Raw genomic sequence first — 18,882 nt, 5'->3', positions numbered from 1 at the left:
TGCTCCTTGAAACCCGATCAGGGCCAGACGATGGCCTGGGCCACCACGACGTGTTCGCCATTGAAGGTGGCGGCGGGCGAGCCATAGAGTTGATAGCCGAGCGCCAGCGCTTCGGAAACCCGCTGGCAGAACGAGGCGTCGTCCTTACCGGTCAACAGCCGGTATCTGGGAAGCCCATCGGGTGGGGTGTCGGACATGCTGCGATCTCCAGTTGAGACCTGGATCATAGGCGATCGTGGCCGCACCCTGTAAGCAGGTGCGCCATGTGCCTGGATTTGCTGTAAAAAGGTATCTATGTGGCTTTGCTGTTCCGAATCGGGGGATTCGTGGGCATCCTGGATATTTTTCGGCGAGACCTTACGCCCGACCGGTTTGCGTCGGTGGCGATGCGGCGCATGCCGAAAATGGGTGCATTCAGCGATATCGTCTATAACAGCCGCGATTTCAGCCTCAGTTTCAAGGATTCGCGCGATTGCGCGATGACGTTCAATCTTCGCAATGTTTTTCAGGACTATCAAAAAGCTGCTCGTGGCAATCGGGCCGATGTGCTGGACAAGTACATCATGGCGTTCGTCGCCCCTGCAGATATGTCCGATCGCGAGGCGGCGCTCGCCAATCTCATGCCGGTGATCCGCGACGGCGCGGCCTTCGAATTCGCGCGTCTGATGGCACGTCTGGCCGATGGCGACAAGGCGTATAAACTTGCGCCATCAAAGCCGTTCTTTGATCGCCTGGTGATTTCGCTGGTGGTCGATTCCGCGCACGCTACGACATCCGTGTCCCAGGACAAGCTCGACGAGTGGGGCCTCGATTTCGACACGGCATTGAAGCGGGCGATGGACAATCTGCGCGATCGTACCGAGCCGAATTTCCGGGTTAGTCCCCATGGCGTGTTCCTGTCGGCCTGGAGCGATGTCTTTGACGCCTCCCGGTTATTGTTGACCGATATGCTTTATCGGCTACCGATTCAGGGCGATCCGGTGATTGCGATTCCGTCGCGCGACCACTTGCTGGTGACCGGCAGCGGCAACGACCAAGGCATCGCCGAACTGGCCGATATTGCGGTCGAAGTACTGGAAACGAACACCCGGCCGTTGGGATATCAGCTGTTCCGTCTGCGCGATGGTCAATGGTCGGCATTCGATGAAAACCTGCCGGCGAGCGAGCGCTTTCGCCAGGCAAGGTATCGAGGCACGATGAGCGTGTACGACGACCAGAAAAAACTGCTCGACCAGATACACGAAAAGGAAAACATCGATATTTTCGTGGCGAGCTACCGGGTGTTCAAAAATGGAAAGCTCGGTGGCTTTATCAGCTCGGTGCAATGGACACGCAACGTCGATGCGTTACTCCCGCGTGCCGACTATGTCTGGTTTTATTGCACGGCGGTCAAGGAGATCGTCTCGGTGCCGTGGGACATCGTGGTCGAGGTGCTCGGTGGCTTGAACCGTGAGCCGCACTTGCTGCCCGAACGCTATCGGGTCAGCGGCTTTCCTTCCGAGGATCAGATGCATCGGTTGAAGCAGCACGCCGAAAGCGCCTGGAACGTGCCTGATCGCAGCCCTGCCTGACAAAGTTTCGGAACCACAAAAAAGGGCCAGGTCGTACCTGGCCCTTTGCATTGGACGACCGATGATCGATCACTGCGTGGCGGCAGCGCCTGCGGAAGAGGAACTGGCCGGTTTGCCGCCCTTGTGCCGGTTATGTGGGCCCTTGTTGTGCCCCATTTTCTGATTGCGATACAAGGTATCGGCGGTTTGCTTCTGCTCGTCGGACAACACGGCGTAGAGGTCGCTGAAGGAGGACGAGAGTTTCTTCATGTTGTCGGCATGCATCTGAGTAAGATCGGCATACGATTTCATCGCATCGGGCGCGCTCATCGTCGACAGCTTCTGCGAGCGCTCGTGAAAGGCCTGACCGGTATTTTGCGCGTTGTCACGCATGGTCTGGGCAAAGGCGTCCCATTGCTTGGATTGCTGGTCGGTGATCTTCAGCTGCGTATGCAGGTCGTTGATGCGCCGTTCCACCGAATCGGCGCGGCGCTGCGCGTGCGACTTGGCGGGTGTGCTTGCTGCAGCATCGCTCGATGGTGTCGGTGATTGCTGCGCCCATGCCGTCGGCGCAAAAACAGCGAGCGATAGCAGGGCAGGGACGGCGACCTTGCGAATGGCGTTCTTCATAGGGATGCTCCGATTCGAGGCGTTCGGGAAAAAAGCGTTCCGTGGCGGCAGCGTCGCGCTGCTCAATAACCGTCGTCGTAATACACGCCCGGTGGCGGTGGCGGCGGCGGATCGCGATAGACCACCGCCGGCGGCGGCTGTGAAGCATTCGAAGCGGAGTTGGCGATGACTGCGCCGGCGACGACGCCGAGCAAGGCACCTGCGATCACATTCCCGGAGCCGCCGCCGCGGTGGCGATCACGGCCGTAGTAGCGTGGTGGCGGTGGACGATGATAGCCGCCATGCCGATAGCGCTGGGCATCGGCCGGCATGGATACGGCAATCATGCTCAGCGCCGCCATGGCGAAGACGCATTGTCGACAGATCGAGACGAATGAAAGGCGGGACATCAGCGTAACCTCCTCACGTGCAACATCCGTTGCGTGATTAAGGCCGGCAAGGGCGCCGGCGCGATGTACTCGATACGGCAGCCAGATTCCCTGCAAGAGTGCTGTTCCTTGGCAGCTGGCGCTCGCAAGGGTATACCGGCTACGGATTTACTCAAAGCGAGTGTGATGGTTTTGTGCGGTGGGGCTGGAAAGGGCTGCCTGCTGACAGGACGTTGTCAGCAGGGCCCGGCCACACTGGCGTAACTTTCCACGACAGGACGCCTTCGCATGTCAGTTTCCGGTATCACCTTGTATTCCACGGGGGCTGGCTTTGGTATGCCCGAGACCAGCCCGTTTGTGCTCAAGACCGAGGTGCAACTGAAGATGGCGGGGCTGGCCTTTGAGAAGGCATTTTGCATCCCGCCGCAGGCGCCCCATGGCAAAGTGCCCTATATCGAAGATCAGGGCGAAGTCGTCAGCGATTCTACCTTTATCCGCGCGCATATCGAGCGTAAGTACGAGTTGGATCTGGACGATGGCCTGGACGTTCGGCAACGCGCGGAGTCGTGGGCGATAGAGCGGCTGCTCGAAGACCATTTGTATTTTGCGATGGTGTGGTTCCGCTGGATCGATCCGGACAACTTTGCCAAGGGGCCGGCGCGTTTTGCCGACAGGGCGCCGGAAGCCGATCGCGCGCAACTACGCCAGCAGATACAGGCTCGCAAGCTCGACGACCTACGTGGCCATGGTCTTGGGCGTCATTCGCGTGATCAGATCGCAGCCTTGGGTCTGCGTTCGATAGATGCGTTGGCGGTGTTGCTTGGCGAGAAGCGTTATCTGTTCGGCGAACGGCACAGCGCTGTCGATGCGACCGCTTTTGGCGTGCTCGCGTCGGTGCTGACGCCCTTTTTTGAATCGCCTTTACGCCACGGCATGGAACGTCATCCGTCCCTGGTTGCGTATGTCGATCGCATGATGCGGGAGTACTTCCCCGAGCATGTGGCCAGCGGGCAGGGCCATCTTGAGACGGCTTGAGTTCGCAGCGGGGTCGGCGTAATGTCCCCAAGCGCTTGATTTTTCGAATCTTGCCGCCATAAATGCGGTTCGGGCGAAGCGATGCTTCGCCTTGTGTGCACTATCCCGGAGACTCCCATGGCCACAGGTTGGGCAGGCGACGGCGCCGTTCAGGACCAGATCGACGCGACGGTCAGTGACGCAGTCCAGCGGGCGCGTCGGCAATTGAAACAAGGTCCGGGGCTTACGCATTGCGAAGAGTGCGAGGCGCCCATCCCCGAGGCACGGCGCAAGGCTGTCCCCGGGGTGCGTCTGTGCGTGGCGTGCCAGGAGGCACTGGATGCGGAGCGCGGCGCGGCGCTGTTCAATCGCCGCGGTAGCAAGGACAGTCAGCTGCGTTGAATAAACCTCATCGCGAGGGTGGTGCTGTCTGGCGGGCTTTGCGTGGCGGTGATAAAAAGCGCTTTGACGCACTGCAAGGGATTGCCCGATGCTGACCACGCTGGCGATTGCCAACTACCGTTCCCTGCGCTCGCTGATCGTGCCGCTGGGACGCTTGAACGTGGTTACCGGCGCCAATGGCAGCGGCAAATCGAATCTTTATCGCGCGTTGCGTCTGCTTGCCGAAACGGCACAAGGCGGGGTGGTCGGCGCGTTGGCGCGCGAAGGCGGTTTGTCGTCGACCTTCTGGGCCGGTCCCGAGGAGCTGTCGCGAAGAATGCAGCGTGGCGAGGTGGCGATCGAAGGAACGGCAAGAGGGGAACCCAAGGCGTTGCGACTTGGCTTTTCCGGAACGGATTTCGGTTACGCCATTGACTTCGGCTTACCGAACCAATTGCCCGCGGGCTCCATGTTCTCGCTCGATCCGGAGATCAAGTCGGAAGTGATCTGGGCGGGGCCTTTCTTGCGTTCGGCCAACATGCTGGTGGAACGACGAGGCCCGATGATTCGTGCACGCGCGGGCAAATCCTGGCAGGTGCTGGCGCAGCATATAAGCGGTTTCGAAAGCATGTTTACGCATGTTGCCGACGCGCAGCGCGCCCCGGAGATGCTCGATGTGCGCGACACGATCAGACGCTGGCGCTTCTACGATCACTTCCGTTCCGACGCCGATGCGCCAGCGCGCATGGCGCAGCTCGGTACGCGCACGACGGTGCTGAGCCACGATGGCCATGATCTTGCTGCGGCCTGGCAAACCATTTGCGAACTGGGCGAGAGGGAAGCGCTCGGTGCCTCGGTGGACGATGCTTTTCCCGGCGGCCAGGTCGGTATTGTCGACAGTGACGGCCGTCTGGTGCTGGAGTTCAGCCAACCTGGCTTGCTGCGGCCGTTGAGATCCGCCGAACTATCCGATGGAACGCTGCGTTACCTGCTATGGATCGCCGCCTTGCACACGCCGCGTCCGCCGCCGCTGATGGTGTTGAACGAACCGGAGACCAGCCTGCATCCCGACCTGTTGCCGGCGCTGGCGCGGCTGATCGTGCATGCGTCTTCGCGTAGCCAGGTCTGGGTGGTATCGCACGCATCGCGTTTGATCGCGGCGCTCGAGGCGGCGGATGATTGCCACTCGATCCATCTGGAAAAAACACTGAGCGAAACGAAAGTCGCCGGCCAGGGGATGCTGGATGAACCGGCTTGGCATTGGCCTGGTCGATAGGCGTCAGCCCGCCAGCGGCAGCTCCGCCGGGTTATCAAAAAAGTCCGTGTCCCCTGATCCGTTAATCAGGCTTGGTGCTTTTGCTGTTTGGCGATGCGTGCCAGTTCGGCGCAGCGTGCACGCTCTTGGGCACGCTTTTGATCTTGCGCCATCAGCAACATCTGTCGACGCGTCAGCGGTCGAGCGGAGTCGCACTCGGATTTCTGCGGTGTTGTGACATGGCGCACCGCGTGCAGTATGCGGTGCAGCCAGTTTTCCACGGGCGACGGGGTCGGGGTCGTGGTGTTGGCGAACATGGTAATGACCTCGGCGGCGGCGTGGAGCTTTCCCACACGCCCACTATGCGTTGGCGCTTATTAGAAGATGGTGAGGATACGGTTCAGTTTTCTTCGGCCGGGCGTTTAGATCGTTCTTGGTTCGCATGGCTTACGTGGAAATCACAAAGCTAAACGCGCTTCGGTCACTCGTTTCCCAACACCCGGATGGGCTCTTGGCGGGCAGAGATCCAGATTTCATCGCCCGACTGCATCACCAGAACGTACCGTCCCGTATCGACGCTATCGACTTCCAGTAACGACAGGGACGGTCCCCAGGGGCGTTCGGACGGAATCGTCAGCTTGGTGACATCGTTGAAGACAATCGAAAATTCGTGCTGAAGCCCTTCGCCGGGGCCGCCCTGAAAAAGGAAGGTACAGCGACGTTCGCGCCAGTCGAACTCGACCGATGCTAGGGTCGCGTCGTGCAGCCCTGTCAGGGCCTCGGGCAAGTCGTTCATAAAGGCCTTGAGCAAGGTCCGCGGATGCCGGCCTCGGGATTCTAAGCTTAGAGCCCCTTGAACTGGATCTTGCCCGTGGCATCGACCGAACAGGCTTTCAGTGCCCGGTTCTGCAGCTCGTCGGGTGTGACGTTCGGATAGTTGTAGACCGTGGTGACGGTCGTAGCCATCCAGTTTTCCGGTGCATTGGGATCGGCGTCGTCTTCGCGATTCTTGTTGTGCTTGAAGTTCGACATGGCGCTTGCCTTGGTGACGCCACGGTCGCGATTGCGCGCGATCAGGTAAAACGGTCGGGCAAAACTGACGCACGCAGCAGGTGGCGTGTCTTCGACAACCGTCTCGGCGAGAACGTCCGTGCCGAGCAGACTCAGCGTGATTATGAGTGCGATACGGCGCATAGCTTCCCCCTTTCGTCGTCGGTGGGCCGGGCCGACAGCAACAGTGTGGGGGAAGGGCTTGGGTCTTGGGTATCGGAAAATTTCGCAGTCAAGCAGACGCCTAGACGCCCAAACCGTGGTTCACGGCGCCGATCTGCGCGTATGGCGCCTCAATCGGCCGGGCTGGTGCAGGCCGCGTAGCGCTTTCCTTCCACCCTCGCTACGTCGCTGCCGTCGGGCAGGCTGAGTCTGGCGGTGTAGTGTTCAGCCTCGTCGAAACCGACATGGCCGTGCATCGCGGCCGCGCCCTTTCCTTCGCAGCGCAGGGTCCAATCGAGGGTGGTGCTGCTGCGGTGCTGATCGGCCTGCTGGCACTGATGCGCGACGGGCGGGTCGATATGGCTGAACGATGCCCAGGGATCGGCACCCTCGTCGACGCAATGCCATTGCACGACAGGTTTGCCCCACTGCCCATGGCTGAACAGGCGGGTGACGATTTTCCAGAGGCCGGGCATGGCGCCGAAGTCGCCGGGGTCGGTATGACCGGCAGGAGCGGCCAGTGCGGCGGCGAGGCTGAATGTTGCAAGGGTAACGATCTGCAACGGGCGGCGGCGAAGCCGTGGAGGGATATTCATCGGGTGGCGTGGCTCTCGAAAAAAGAGTGTGCCCTGCCTGGTTACCCAGGCAGGGCACAGGTGTCAAGGCAGGCGATCAGTCCGTGGTCGCTGCGGTGACGTCGTCCTTGCGGTCATGCCGTCCAAAATCAAACATGTCCATCATGTTGCCGATCGCTGGAGCATTGACCGGCACATAGGGGTTGCGCGGCAATGCGATCGGGTTCGGCAGGTTGTCGCGGCTGCGATCGGAGATCTGATCGTGCAGGCCCCAGTTGGCTTCGACGAATTTGTCGAACGAGACGTGATCGTAATAGGTGTGCACCACACGACCGCCTTCGGAGTACTTCGAGATCACCAGCATCGGGATGCGCGTGCCGTCGCCGAAGAAGTCCACCGGCTGGATGTAGCCCGAGTCGTAGTAACCGCCGCCTTCATCGAAGGTCACCACGATGGCCGTGTCAGCCCACACCTTGGGGTTGGCCTTGGCCATGTCGACGATCTTCTTTACGTAGCCTTCGAACAGCTCGAGCTTCGAGGACGCCGGATGGCCGTCCAGAATGCCATCGGGCTTGGCGATCGATACCGCCGGCAGCGTGTTGTTCTGGATATCGGTATAGAGATCGTTGATGTCCTGATTGTTCGCGCGCAGGTCCGGGTTGGTCATGACCTGGGTGGAGTACAGGAACGGATCGCAGATATTGCAGAACGTACCGGCTTCACCGTTTTCCTTGCCCTGGCCCCAACCTTCACCGTAGTACTTCCAGCTCACGTGATGACGCTCGAGCAGGGTAGCGAGGTTTTCCTGCGTGGACGGCGGGATGGTGAACTGCTGCGCGCCCAGCGGTGCGGCGGTACCGTCGCCGAGGTAGCCCGGGTTGTAGTTGTTGACCAGGTAGTAAGCGTTCTTTTTGCAGTCCGAACCCTTGAAGGTCTTGTAGGGCAGCGAACGCAGGTACTTCTTCACCGAGGCGATGCCCGGCTGGGATTCATCCGCGCAATTGACGTACGAACCGCCACCGTAACCGTCCTGTACCCACCAGTTGTTGGTGCCCGGCTGCGAGTTCGGGTTTTCGATCTGATTGATCGGGGGCGTAGCCGGTTTGCCCTTGGCATCGGCGTAATAAATCAGCGTGCCGTAGCCGAGCATGATGTGGTTGGCGCCCGTGCCGCCCATCACCGACTGGTGGAAGTTGTCGCTGAGCGCATAGGTCTGCGCCAGTTCCTTGAAATACGGCGCATCGCCCTGGGCCATATTGAGGAACTGCATCGAGGTCGAACCTTCACCGGTGCTCTGATCGGTGAAATTGGCCGGCTGCGTCACGCCGTTATTGCCCGCACCCATCGTCACTTCGACCCACGGGAACAGGTCGGCACGACAGCCGCTGGGGTTTTTGCTGGTCGCTTCCTTGATGTTGCAATCGAGCTGCTGCCACATCTGGAAGAAACGATGCACCGGGCTGTTGGCGTAGTCGTTGTAGCTGATCGAGGCATGCATATCGACCGGTGCATTGGTCAGATTGCCCGGGAAGCGTGTGTCGACCACGCCACTGGGCAGGCCCGTGCCGCCTTCGGCGAGCTCTTGATACGCATCGTCCGGCAGTGCCGGCTCGATCGACTGCGCCTGTGCGGCGGAAGCGAACGGTGCCTGGGTCGGCGCACCACCGGTGTTCATGGCGGGCAGTGTTTCGTACGGCACGGTGCGGGTCGGAGCGACCTCGTAGCTGCCGCTCTGGGTGGCCTGGAACTGACGCGCGGCGGCGACGTTCGGACCTGGCGTACCGTCTGCGTTGACAATGCCTTCGGAGAGCAGATTGAACACGGTCTGCCCGCGCGGCGCCTTATAAGTCGCGTAGACATGGTCGAAAGTACGGTTTTCACCGATCAGCAAAATGACGTGTTTGATCGGCGTCTGCGTGTTGCTGCTGTTGTCGCCACCGCCCTTGCCAGGACGATGCAAGGTCACCACGCCGCCCGGCAGACCCTGCTGGCTTTGCAGGGGAGCGGTCGGAATGTCTTTCCTGAAAGAGGCGTCTTTGTCGGGTGCAACTGTGGTTTGTGCGCTGACGACACCAGCAAGGCCGGTCGCCAGCATGCCGAGAAACAGCGGATGAAGCCGCTTTTGGCCGAACATCTTGGACATAACTTGATCCCCAGCAACTCCCGTCATGGAAGTCGCGAATCGAGCGTGGTCCCCCTGGTTAATCGATGCGAATGAAAGACAGGGAATCGCATCGACCGCCAAACAGTGTCGTCGGTATACATGACGTTGCTTTGGCGTTACGAAGACACGCTTTACGTAGTTTGTGACGGTGCGGCTACAGTGCGCGGCGATTGGAAATCAGGTCACGTTTTATTCGTAGGTTTGGACGTCTATTCGTAAGTTATTGCATGTTTGTGTTGAGTGTGTGGTGGCGATTCGCTGCTGAGAGGAAGTGCGCTCTTCTGGAGTGGCTTGGGATGGCTATGTAGGAGAGGTTCTGGCGAGCACCCGGCCCCCTCACCCCAACCCTCTCCCCCGGCAAAGCCAGGTGAGAGGGGGCACACTGAGGCAAGTTTGAATCTTGCGCGCTTTTAGCTCCCTCTCCCCTGGCTTTGCCGGGGGAGAGGGTTGGGGTGAGGGGGGCTTTAAGTCCTCAGCGCCCCAAGACCCATCAGGCAGGCAACAACTCATACGGCCGCATCATCTCGTTATCCTCGTGCTCGAGATAATGGCAATGCCAGACATAGCGCCCCGGCTCGCCCTCGAAGCGCATGATGATCCGCGTCACCATCCCTGGATCCGCACGCACCGTATCCTTCCACCCCATCTCATGCGGCGCCGGCGGTCGAGCGGGGCCGGTGTATTTGACGGTGCGATGGGCGTTCCAGGCAAAGATGTCGAAGGGCCTGCGATCGATCACCTGAAAGCGCACAAGATGCAAGTGGACCGGGTGCGTATCGCCGGTGATGTTGACGAAGCTCCAGATCTCGGTGCTGTTCTGTTTGGGCTTTTCGGTCACTGGATCGGACCAGCTTTTGCCGTCAAGCAACATCATCATCGGGTTGCCGCCCGAGTCGTCCTGTTCGCCGAGCGTCAACATGCGTTCCCGCACGGAGCTGGCTATATCGATGCGTGGTACCGGGCGCAGACTCGTCGGGAGTTTCGACGTGTCCGCGCGGCCTTTGTCGCGCACGCGAAACTCCATGATGGCATCGGCCTGATGGCGCAATTGCACCGATTGCCCGTCCAGGCCGCTGAAGTCGATGACGACATCGGCGCGTTCGGCGGGATAAAGCTCCACGCGCGTGCGTTCCAGTGGCGCAGGCAGCAGGCCCTGGTCGCTGGCGATCTGATGAAAGCTGCCGTGCGAAAGCGATAGATCGAAGAAGCGTGTATTGGCGGCGTTGACCAGCCGAAACCGATAACGACGCGGCTCCACGTCCATGTAAGGGAACAGCTTGCCATTGCACAGCATGGCGTTGCCGTAGCACTCCGATACCCATGGCGCATCGGGGTCGTCCGATACCGGGTAATACAGCTGGCCATCTTCGGCGATCAGCCGGTCATACAGTATCAATGGCACATCGTATTCGCCTGAAGGCAGACCTAGCGCCTGTTCTTCCGGATCGCGTACGTGAAATGTTCCGAACAGGCCGGCATAGATGTTGAGCCGGGTAATGCCCATGGCGTGGTCGTGATACCACAGGGTGGCCGCGTCCTGTCCATTGGGATAGTGATACTGCAGGGAGTGGCCAGGCGCATACCAGTCTTCCGGAAAGCCGTCACTGCCGGCCGGTGCGCGCGCGCCATGGACGTGGGTGACGGTGCGTACATCGGGCTTGCTGCTTTCCGCGCCGTGAATGTTGTGGTCGATCGGCAGAAAATGTTTGGTGGGCAACGCGTTCGCCCATTCCACCAGCAGCGGCTCGCCACGCATGGCTTCGATCGTCGGTCCCGGCGAAAGGCCGTTGTAACCCCACATCGGGGTTGCGGGTAGATCACGGTGCAACTTGGCGCGGAAGGCGCGCATCTCGATACGGTGATATGCCAGTTTCTTGCCCGGATAGGCGGGGTGCGTACGCATGTCGGTCGAACGCGCGATCGGCGGTATCGGCAGAGGGTCGACGAAACGCGCTAGATGCGCCGGATTGACGATCGGCACCTTCGGTGCGGCCAAGGTCGGCATCGCCATGCGCTGTTTCATGGGCATATGCATGGTCTGTGCCTGTGCCAGGCGCAAGACGTCACTTAGCGCGTAGACGCCCAGAAGACCGCTCGCGCCTGCGAGAAAGCGACGCCGCGAGAGGGTCATGGCCGGTCGCCTCGAAGGGTGCTGCAGGAATAGTTCAACACGGCGGCAAGTGGGCCGCTGAAACGGAATACGCATGTCATCCGACAACCCTAGGCATTCCATATGACAGTCATGTGGCGGTCGGCACTTTTCTATGGAAGTTTTGTGAACTCGTTGGAAAAGCGGTCCACCGACGCTGAAGTTTCGTATTGCTCCTATGGTGGGGTCGGGTGTTGCGCGCCTACGGTTCGCCGCACCGTTGCTCCTGCGTCAGATATTTTGAATAACCAAGGTGTTCCAAAAAGATACCAACCTTTTGGTGTGTCGCCCGAAGCGTCCGTTACGACCGCGCCATTGACCGGTGCGGAACAAGCGCGGCTGCGCCAGCGTTTTTTGGTTCGAGTGTTGTTGGCGGCGTGCTTGCTACTTGGCGGAGTGTGCGCCGGGTGGACGCTTTATCAGGAGAAAAAAGCCGGTGCATCGCTGGCGATCCTTGCGGGCATAGCGCTACTGGGTCTGTTCTCCCTGCGATGCTTGCCGAACCAGCTTCGTCAATGCCGTCTGGCACGCGCAGACTACCAGGCAGGTATCAAGCGGGTGATTCGAGGGCCGTTGCTTGCATCGGACCGCATATCGAGCGCGCGGCAAGGTGGGTTGCCGCGCTTTCGCTGGTTGATAGGCGATACGTTGATCGGCATCGATGTCAATTGGGACTTTTTTTATATCCGCGGCCTTGATGGCCGACGCCTTCGCCCCGGCGATTGCGAGGCCATGCAACGACCAGGGCGCATGCTCGAGGCACACCTTACGGCTGCCAGCGGGATGGCGCTCTATGTCGCATCGACAGCATGAATCTCGCAGAGCCTTTATGATGCGCAGTCCTCGAATGCCGAAGTACGTCATGTCCACGATTCCCGCCTGCCCGCAATGCGGCATGGAAAACACCTATCCCGACGGCGAGCAATATATCTGCCCGGACTGTGCGTACGAATGGCCGATGGTTGCCGACGCCGTCTCCGATGAAGAGACTATCGTGCGCGATGTCAACGGTAATGCGTTGCAGAGCGGTGATACGGTGGTGGTGATCAAGGACCTCAAGGTGAAGGGCTCGTCGATACCGCTCAAGCAGGGCACAGTAATTCGCAATATCCGTCTCGTCGACGGCGACGCGGAACACATCGAAGGTCACTCAGACAAGATCAAGGGTCTTGTTCTCAAGGTTTGTTTCCTGCGCAAGGCTTAAGGCCGGCTGTTTCGCGCCCTCTCCTCTCCGTGAGCAGGGCGCATTTCCAGTCGACGGTTCAGCCTGCCGCTGCCTTGCGCAATGTCTTCAGGTCGAGCTTTTTCGAACGCATGATGGCCGCCGTCACGCGAGACACCGTCGCAGCGTCGGGCCCCTTGAGCATCTCGATCAGTTCGGTCGGGACCACCTGCCAGCTCAAGCCATAGCGATCCTTCAGCCAGCCACATTGTTGCGCGCTTTCGTCGCCGCCCTCGGTGAGCTTGCTCCAGTAATGATCGACCTCGTCTTCGGACTGGCAGTTGACCACCAGTGAAAGAGCAGGCGTGAAGTTGAACACCGGGCCACCGTTCAATGCGGTGAAATCCTGACCGTCGAGCTGGAATTGAACCGTCATGACGGAACCGGTCGGTTGGCCGGAAGCATCCGATGCCTCCTTGGCGTAGTGCACCTTGCCAAGAATGCGGGAGTTGGGAAACACGCTGGTATAGAAGCTGGCGGCCTCTTCGGCCTGTTTGTCGAACCAGAGAAACGGCGAGATGCGTTGGAAACGGGTGGTCATCGGCATGTCCTCATCGGCATATCCTCATAGGATTTCGGCGGGGCGCCACCCTTCCGGTAGCAGGCCCTCCTGGAAACGACGAACGGCGGACGGCCAGATCGACATGGCCTGAAAGTCATCAGCAAACGATGCAAACGACCTGGCACATCGCCAGGTCGCCATACGCACGAAGAAACTCAGTGTCCGACGAAGTCGATACGTGCCATGCCCTGTGACTTCGCTTGCGAAAGGACGTGAGCCACCGCCTGATATTGAGCGCCGTCGGCGGCATCGATACGCAACTCGGGCTGCTGGCTGCGCGATGCGGCCAGCGACAGTTGCGCACCGAGTTGTGCATCGGTAATCAGAGCATCGTTCCAGGTCATGCTGCCATCGGCTTGAATCGACAGCCGGATCGGATCGACGTTGTCAGTAGCTGTGGTGCGGCCCGGTTGAGGCAAGTCGGTGCGAATCTTGTGCGTTATCACTGGCGCGGTGATCATGAAAATGATCAGCAACACCAGCAGTACGTCGACCAGCGGTGTGACGTTGATGGTCGAGATGGCGGGACTGGAAACACGTGCAGAGAAAGCCATGTTCTTCCTCCTGGGCGAGCGTGCGTTGTGGTCGATGCCTGGCGCGAAGCGGGGAGGCCAGGCGAGCTCAGCCTATCGTGTGGCGAGCCTGCGTGCCACTGCGCGTTATGGGCGTCATGATGGCGTCAGAGCCGGGCGCTACGCTGTTATCCTGCGATATGGCCCGTGGTATCCGCGGGGCTTGAATTTCTATACCAAATAGTTTAATAATTAGCTGCGGCACCCCAGCCAGCTCGCGTCGTCCTGTTGATTTCACGACGCTCTTTCGTAAAGGACTTTTCATGACTTCCCGGTTTTTTGGGGCGGCGATCATTCTTGGTCTGCTGTCGGCGATCGGCCCGTTCGCCATCGACATGTATCTGCCGGCGCTGCCTTCGATCAAGGACAGCCTGCACACCGACGTCGATACCGCGCAGATGAGCCTGATGGCGTTCTTCATTTCGCTCGGCATCGGCCAGCTGATCTATGGCCCGGTATCGGACATGCTTGGCCGCAAGACGCCGATCTATTTCGGCCTGGTGGTGTTTGCGCTCGGCAGCATCGGCTGTGCACTCGCGCCCGATATCCATACGCTGATCGCTTTCCGCTTCTTGCAGGGACTGGGCGCCTGTGCAGGCATGGTCATTCCGCGTGCGATCGTGCGCGATATGCATACGGGCCACGATGCCGCGCGTCTGATGGCATTGCTGATGCTGGTATTCAGCGTGTCACCGATTCTGGCGCCGCTGACGGGTAGCATGGTGATCAAATTCACCAGCTGGCGTGGCATTTTCTGGACCGTGATGGGCGCGGCCATATGCGGTCTGATCCTCGCGATCACGGTGTTGAAGGAGACGCGTCCGCGCGAGTTGCGTGTGGATAGCACCTTTGGTTCGGCATTGCGCTCGTACGGGACGTTGCTGCGCGATCGTCACTATCTCGGGTTGATCTTTATCGGCTCGTTCGGCGTGGCCAGCTTCTTCGCCTATCTGGCCAACTCGTCCTTCATCCTGATCAATCACTACGGTCTGACCGAAACGCAGTACAGCATGGCGTTTTCCATCAACGCGATCGCCTTTATCGGCGCGGCGCAGTTTGCCGGCAAGCTGGGTGCAAAGCACGGCCTGGCCAAAGTGGTACGTACGGCGGTGACCGGCTACGCCGCGACGATGCTGGCGCTGTTGTTGCTCAATCTCGCGGGCTTCAACCAGTTGCCGGTGTTGATGGCCGTGCTGTTTGTGGGCTACGGCTTCCTTGGCCTCGTGATTCCGAGTACCGCGGTATTGGCGCTGGACGATCACGGCAAGATCGCCGGTACGGCAGCGGCTCTGCTGGGCACGATGCAATTCGTGGTGGGGGCGGTGGTGGTCGGCGTGATCGGTCGTTTCTTCAACGGCACGGCCTTGCCGATGGTGGCTGGGATTACCGGTTGCTCGTTGATCGCTTTTACGTTGGCGCAGGTGACGTTGCGGCATCGGCGGTATCTGCGGGAGCAGCCTGCCGAGGCGGCTTAAGAGCCCCCTCACCCCAACCCTCTCCCCCGGCAGAGCCAGGGGAGAGGGAGCTAAAAGCTCGCACGATTCAAATTTGCCTCAGTGTGCCCCCTCTCCCCTGGCTCTGCCGGGGGAGAGGGTTGGGGTGAGGGGGCACAAGAGGCGATGCGAAGCGAGCCTTCTAAGCCAGTCGTGCCAAAAACATCCGGCACGCCTCATCGATCATCGTCGTCTGCACAGCCAGCTCAGGCGCCGGTTGCCAGCCGATCACCGATTGCCAATAAGCGCAGGATTTAAGCAAGCCGGTAAACATATCGGCGGCGAGCGTGGGGGCGATATCGCCGAGTTGTCCTGCCTGGTGCGCCTCGGCAAACCAACGATAAAGGCCCAGTTCCTTTTCGTGAAAACGCGTCATCAGTCGCATGCTCTGCTCGCGCGAACGCATCGCCTCGATCATCAGGACGCGGCTGAGGCGGGTGTACTCCTCGTCGCAGATCAACTGCATTTCTTTCTGCGCGATCTCGCGCAACTGTTCCCCGAAGGGGCGACCGGGGTCGAAACGCATGCGGCCCAGAGGCTCGACGCGCGCGACCATCAGGTCCATCACTTCGCTGAAAACCGCGTCGATCGACGGGAAATACTTGTAGAGCGTGCGCTTGGACACGGCGGCCCGGTTGGCGATCGCTTCCATGCTCGCCCCGGCAAGCCCCTGCATCATCAGCTCTTCGATGCCCGCGTCGAGCAGGGCTTGGCGTTTGTTGGCGCTGCGATTCAAGGTGGCTCCGGCTAAGCGTGGCTGAACAAAAGTATACGGGGTAGTTTACTTCTTGCGCGCCCAGGCATAAAGTAAACGCTACCGTTTACATTTTCGAGATGATCATGAGCATGGTATGGGTGGTGTTGCTGATAGCCGCAGGATTCGTGGGCATGGCCTGGCGCCGCCGCGCCGGCCGGGCACGCGATCAGGACCGTTATGCCGGCGCGCAGCGTTGGCGCGACGGAAGATTCCACAATGTCGCGGCGACAAGAAAGGGCAACATTACCGATGTGGCGAAGCTGTACTGGCTCGCCCGCGGCATCCGTCGTACGCCGCGTGAGGCCTTGCCAGTCGCTCAGGTGCGCCGCGAGGTGCTGGACGGCCCGACCTCGCAAGCACTGCGCGTGACCTGGCTCGGCCATTCCACGGCGCTGATAGAGCTGGATGGCCTGCGTTTGCTGACGGATCCGGTATTGAGCGATCGCGCCTCGCCGTTTTCGTTTGCCGGTCCCAAGCGCTTCACCCCGCCAGCGCTGAGCGTCGAGCAGTTGCCGCCGCTCGATGCGGTCGTGCTCTCGCACGATCATTTCGATCATCTCGACCACGCTACCATCCTGGCCCTGGCCGAGCGTGTGCCGCGTTTCTATGCGCCGCTTGGCGTCGGTCAACGGCTGCAGCGCTGGGGTATCGATGCGGCCAAGATCGTCGAGCTCGACTGGTGGCAGGAAACGCAATTAGGGCCGTTGACCCTGGCGGCAACGCCTGCACAGCACTTTTCCGGGCGCGGTCTTAACGATGGCAACAGCACGCTATGGGCGTCGTGGGTGGTGCTCGGCAGTCGGGAGCGCCTGTTCTTCAGCGGCGATACCGGCATGCACAAGGGCTTTGCCGAGATCGGCGAACGCTATGGGCCGTTCGATCTGACCATGATCGAGTGCGGTGCCTACAACGAAGCCTGGCCGGACGTGCACATGCTGCCGGAACAATCGGTGGCGGCACACCAGATGGTGCGTGGCATGACGATGATGCCGGTGCACTGGGGCACCTTCGATCTGGCGCTGCACCGTTGGGACGAGCCGGCGGAACGTGCGCGCGCGTTGGCGGCAGAGCAGGGCGTTCGGCTGGTGCAGCCGCGCCCGGGCGAAACCGTGTCGCCCGATTCGCCCTTGCAGGCGCCGTGGTGGCGTTCGTTCGAGAAAGAATCTATGCCGCAGCGGTCGATCAAGACGTCGGAGAGCGCGACGTGAGCTGGACGGCCCGTAACATGCCCTCGCAACAGGGCAAGCTCGCCATCGTCACCGGCGCCACGGGTGGCCTTGGCTACGAGACTGCGCTGGCATTGGCGCAACAGGGGGCCGAAGTGATTCTTGCCGCGCGCAATGCGGATAAGGGTCGCGATGCGCTGGCATCGATACGCGCGGCGGTGCCAAATGCAAACCTGCATTTCGCACGCGTGGATCTGGCGAGTCTGGCTTCAGTCGCCGACTTTTCCGCAAGCCTGCTGGAGCAGGGCCGCCCCATCGACCTGCTGGTGAACAATGCCGGCGTGATGGCCTTGCCCAAGCGGCAGGAGACTGTCGATGGTTTCGAAATGCAGCTAGGTGTGAACTACCTCAGCCATTACGCGTTGACCGGGCGCCTGCTGCCGTTGTTACGCAAGGCTCCCGCGCCGCGCGTGGTCAACCTCAGCAGCCTGATGCATCGCAGCGGAAAGATTTACCTCGACGATTTGCAGTTGCAGCGCGGTTATACGCCTACCAGGGCATATGGCCAGTCGAAGCTGGCGATGTTGATGTTCGCGCTCGAACTGCAGCGGCGCAGCGATGCGCAGGGCTGGCACTTGTTGAGCAATGCGGCGCACCCGGGCTATGCGCGCACCGAGCTGATCCCCAATGGCCCCGGTACCGATTCGTTCCTGTCGCGCTTCAGCATGCTTTTACAGCCGTTCATGAGTCAGTCCGCGGCAGACGGCGCGTGGCCGACATTGCAGGCGGCTACGGCACCCGATGCGAAGCCGGCCGGTTATTACGGCCCCGATGGCTGGTTCGAGATGCGCGGTACGTCGACCGAGGCAAAGGTATCCGCGCGCGCAAAAGACGCCACGGTCGCCAAACGCCTGTGGGAGCTGTCCGCGCAATTGACCGGCGTGTCGTTTTCCTGATTCGAAGCTGGGAGAGTTTTCCATGTCACAAGTCTGGTTCATTACCGGCAGCTCACGCGGCCTGGGTCGCGCGCTCGCTGAAGCCGTATTGGAAAGTGGCGCACGTCTGGTTGCCACGGCACGCAAGCCCGAACAATTGAGCGATCTGCAGCAGCGCTATCCCGAACGGATGCGAACGCTGTCGCTCGATGTCACCGACGCTGAAGCGGCACGCCGGGCCATCGCCAGCGGGGTGGAGGCGTTCGGCCGTATCGACGTGCTTGTCAACAATGCCGGCTACGGCAATATGGGGTCGATCGAGGACACGCCCGAAGATGATTTTCGCGCGCAGATCGAAACCAATCTGTTTGGCGTGGTCAACGTCACGCGTGCGGCACTGCCGCAATTGCGCAAGCAGCGCTCGGGTCATGTCCTGCAGATATCTTCGATCGGTGGCCGCATTGGTTCGCCGGGTATTGGTGCCTACCAGACCGCAAAGTGGGGCGTGGAAGGGTTCTCCGAGGTGCTGGCCAAGGAGGTCGGCCCGCTTGGCATCAAGGTGACGATCATCGAGCCGGGCGGCTTTCGTACCGATTGGGCGGGTGACTCGATGCGGGTCTTCGAGAATCATCCCGATTACACGAGCGTCAATGAACTCACGCGTTTCGTGCGCGACTCCAGTGGCAAGCAGAAGGGCGATCCCGTGCGTGCCGCGCAGATCATGTTGCAGATCGCCGCGATGGATGCTCCGCCGTTGCGCCTGTTACTTGGGGCCGATGCGGTCAACTATGCCGAGCAGACCGATCTGGCTCGCATGGCCTCCGATCGTCAATGGCGTGAGCTGAGCGTTTCGGCGGACTATCCCTCGGCATAGCCC

Annotated in this window: 22 protein-coding genes; 10 read left to right on the top strand and 12 right to left on the bottom strand. The window is 60.6% G+C overall.

The window, feature by feature from the left end:
• Positions 1-17: 17 nt before the first annotated feature.
• Positions 18-197 carry a DUF1737 domain-containing protein gene (locus QMG46_RS19455; RefSeq protein ID WP_281849516.1) on the bottom strand — a complete coding sequence of 60 codons (180 nt, stop codon included), beginning with the start codon at positions 195-197 and terminating at the stop codon, positions 18-20.
• Positions 198-395: 198 nt separating this feature from the next.
• Here QMG46_RS19455 and QMG46_RS19450 point away from each other — a divergent pair, with 198 nt between their 5' ends.
• Positions 396-1,571, top strand: coding sequence for a DUF1444 family protein (locus tag QMG46_RS19450; protein WP_281849515.1), 1,176 nt, complete (start codon positions 396-398; stop codon positions 1,569-1,571).
• Between the two features lie 69 nt (positions 1,572-1,640).
• Here the strand turns inward: QMG46_RS19450 and QMG46_RS19445 are convergent, their stop codons facing one another.
• Together QMG46_RS19445 and QMG46_RS19440 are read right to left on the bottom strand one after the other, a co-directional pair.
• A complete protein-coding gene (locus QMG46_RS19445) occupies positions 1,641-2,180 on the bottom strand; it encodes a Spy/CpxP family protein refolding chaperone (RefSeq protein ID WP_281849514.1) in 540 nt (179 codons plus the stop codon).
• A gap of 62 nt (positions 2,181-2,242) precedes the next feature.
• Positions 2,243-2,569, bottom strand: coding sequence for a hypothetical protein (locus QMG46_RS19440; protein ID WP_281849513.1), 327 nt, complete (start codon positions 2,567-2,569; stop codon positions 2,243-2,245).
• Between the two features lie 267 nt (positions 2,570-2,836).
• On the opposite strand from QMG46_RS19440, the gene QMG46_RS19435 reads away from it, so the two are divergent.
• The 3 genes from QMG46_RS19435 to QMG46_RS19425 all read left to right on the top strand — a co-directional run bounded on the left by QMG46_RS19435 (position 2,837) and on the right by QMG46_RS19425 (position 5,219).
• Complete coding sequence (locus QMG46_RS19435; protein ID WP_281849512.1) at positions 2,837-3,583, top strand: glutathione S-transferase family protein; 747 nt, start codon at positions 2,837-2,839, stop codon at positions 3,581-3,583.
• Between the two features lie 117 nt (positions 3,584-3,700).
• The gene (locus tag QMG46_RS19430) at positions 3,701-3,964 is read left to right on the top strand and encodes a DksA/TraR family C4-type zinc finger protein (RefSeq protein WP_281849511.1); all 264 of its coding nucleotides are present in this window, start codon (positions 3,701-3,703) and stop codon (positions 3,962-3,964) included.
• Between the two features lie 88 nt (positions 3,965-4,052).
• Positions 4,053-5,219: an AAA family ATPase gene (locus tag QMG46_RS19425; RefSeq protein WP_281849510.1), complete on the top strand. Its 1,167-nt coding sequence runs from the start codon at positions 4,053-4,055 to the stop codon at positions 5,217-5,219.
• A gap of 65 nt (positions 5,220-5,284) precedes the next feature.
• On the opposite strand, the gene QMG46_RS19420 is transcribed toward QMG46_RS19425, so the two are convergent.
• The 6 genes from QMG46_RS19420 to QMG46_RS19395 form a co-directional block, all read right to left on the bottom strand.
• Positions 5,285-5,551, bottom strand: coding sequence for a hypothetical protein (locus QMG46_RS19420; RefSeq protein WP_281849509.1), 267 nt, complete (start codon positions 5,549-5,551; stop codon positions 5,285-5,287).
• A gap of 128 nt (positions 5,552-5,679) precedes the next feature.
• Positions 5,680-5,994, bottom strand: a complete 315-nt coding sequence (locus QMG46_RS19415) for a hypothetical protein (RefSeq protein ID WP_281849508.1) — start codon at positions 5,992-5,994, stop codon at positions 5,680-5,682.
• A gap of 47 nt (positions 5,995-6,041) precedes the next feature.
• On the bottom strand, positions 6,042-6,392 hold the full coding sequence (locus QMG46_RS19410) for a hypothetical protein (protein ID WP_281849507.1): 351 nt from the start codon (positions 6,390-6,392) through the stop codon (positions 6,042-6,044).
• 149 nt (positions 6,393-6,541) lie between these two features.
• Positions 6,542-7,006 carry a DUF3617 domain-containing protein gene (locus QMG46_RS19405; protein WP_281849506.1) on the bottom strand — a complete coding sequence of 155 codons (465 nt, stop codon included), beginning with the start codon at positions 7,004-7,006 and terminating at the stop codon, positions 6,542-6,544.
• Between the two features lie 76 nt (positions 7,007-7,082).
• Positions 7,083-9,128: an alkaline phosphatase family protein gene (locus QMG46_RS19400; protein WP_281849505.1), complete on the bottom strand. Its 2,046-nt coding sequence runs from the start codon at positions 9,126-9,128 to the stop codon at positions 7,083-7,085.
• Positions 9,129-9,639: 511 nt separating this feature from the next.
• On the bottom strand, positions 9,640-11,280 hold the full coding sequence (locus QMG46_RS19395; RefSeq protein WP_281849504.1) for a multicopper oxidase family protein: 1,641 nt from the start codon (positions 11,278-11,280) through the stop codon (positions 9,640-9,642).
• A 144-nt stretch (positions 11,281-11,424) separates the two neighbouring features.
• On the opposite strand from QMG46_RS19395, the gene QMG46_RS19390 reads away from it, so the two are divergent.
• Positions 11,425-12,111 (top strand): hypothetical protein, encoded by a 687-nt coding sequence (locus QMG46_RS19390; protein WP_281849503.1) that lies wholly within the window; start codon positions 11,425-11,427, stop codon positions 12,109-12,111.
• Positions 12,112-12,160: 49 nt separating this feature from the next.
• On the top strand, positions 12,161-12,502 hold the full coding sequence (locus QMG46_RS19385) for a zinc ribbon domain-containing protein YjdM (protein ID WP_281849502.1): 342 nt from the start codon (positions 12,161-12,163) through the stop codon (positions 12,500-12,502).
• Between the two features lie 58 nt (positions 12,503-12,560).
• On the opposite strand, the gene QMG46_RS19380 is transcribed toward QMG46_RS19385, so the two are convergent.
• Together QMG46_RS19380 and QMG46_RS19375 are read right to left on the bottom strand one after the other, a co-directional pair.
• The gene (locus QMG46_RS19380; RefSeq protein WP_281849501.1) at positions 12,561-13,061 is read right to left on the bottom strand and encodes a VOC family protein; all 501 of its coding nucleotides are present in this window, start codon (positions 13,059-13,061) and stop codon (positions 12,561-12,563) included.
• Positions 13,062-13,237: 176 nt separating this feature from the next.
• Positions 13,238-13,636: an ExbD/TolR family protein gene (locus QMG46_RS19375; RefSeq protein ID WP_281849500.1), complete on the bottom strand. Its 399-nt coding sequence runs from the start codon at positions 13,634-13,636 to the stop codon at positions 13,238-13,240.
• Between the two features lie 281 nt (positions 13,637-13,917).
• Here QMG46_RS19375 and QMG46_RS19370 point away from each other — a divergent pair, with 281 nt between their 5' ends.
• Positions 13,918-15,129, top strand: coding sequence for a multidrug effflux MFS transporter (locus QMG46_RS19370; RefSeq protein ID WP_281849499.1), 1,212 nt, complete (start codon positions 13,918-13,920; stop codon positions 15,127-15,129).
• Between the two features lie 160 nt (positions 15,130-15,289).
• Here the strand turns inward: QMG46_RS19370 and QMG46_RS19365 are convergent, their stop codons facing one another.
• Positions 15,290-15,883, bottom strand: a complete 594-nt coding sequence (locus QMG46_RS19365) for a TetR/AcrR family transcriptional regulator (protein ID WP_281849497.1) — start codon at positions 15,881-15,883, stop codon at positions 15,290-15,292.
• A gap of 104 nt (positions 15,884-15,987) precedes the next feature.
• On the opposite strand from QMG46_RS19365, the gene QMG46_RS19360 reads away from it, so the two are divergent.
• Genes QMG46_RS19360 through QMG46_RS19350 form a run of 3 tightly spaced genes read left to right on the top strand, consistent with a single transcriptional unit; the run spans position 15,988 to position 18,879 of the window.
• Positions 15,988-17,112 carry an MBL fold metallo-hydrolase gene (locus QMG46_RS19360; RefSeq protein WP_281849496.1) on the top strand — a complete coding sequence of 375 codons (1,125 nt, stop codon included), beginning with the start codon at positions 15,988-15,990 and terminating at the stop codon, positions 17,110-17,112.
• A 17-nt stretch (positions 17,113-17,129) separates the two neighbouring features.
• Positions 17,130-18,026, top strand: a complete 897-nt coding sequence (locus tag QMG46_RS19355; RefSeq protein WP_281849495.1) for an SDR family oxidoreductase — start codon at positions 17,130-17,132, stop codon at positions 18,024-18,026.
• Positions 18,027-18,048: 22 nt separating this feature from the next.
• Complete coding sequence (locus QMG46_RS19350) at positions 18,049-18,879, top strand: oxidoreductase (protein ID WP_281849494.1); 831 nt, start codon at positions 18,049-18,051, stop codon at positions 18,877-18,879.
• Positions 18,880-18,882: the final 3 nt, after the last annotated feature.

It is taken from the genome of Dyella sp. GSA-30, from assembly GCF_027924605.1.
Lineage (GTDB): Bacteria > Pseudomonadota > Gammaproteobacteria > Xanthomonadales > Rhodanobacteraceae > GSA-30.
The sequence above is the reverse complement of the archived record's forward strand: the minus strand, read 5'-3'. Positions and strand labels throughout refer to the sequence as shown.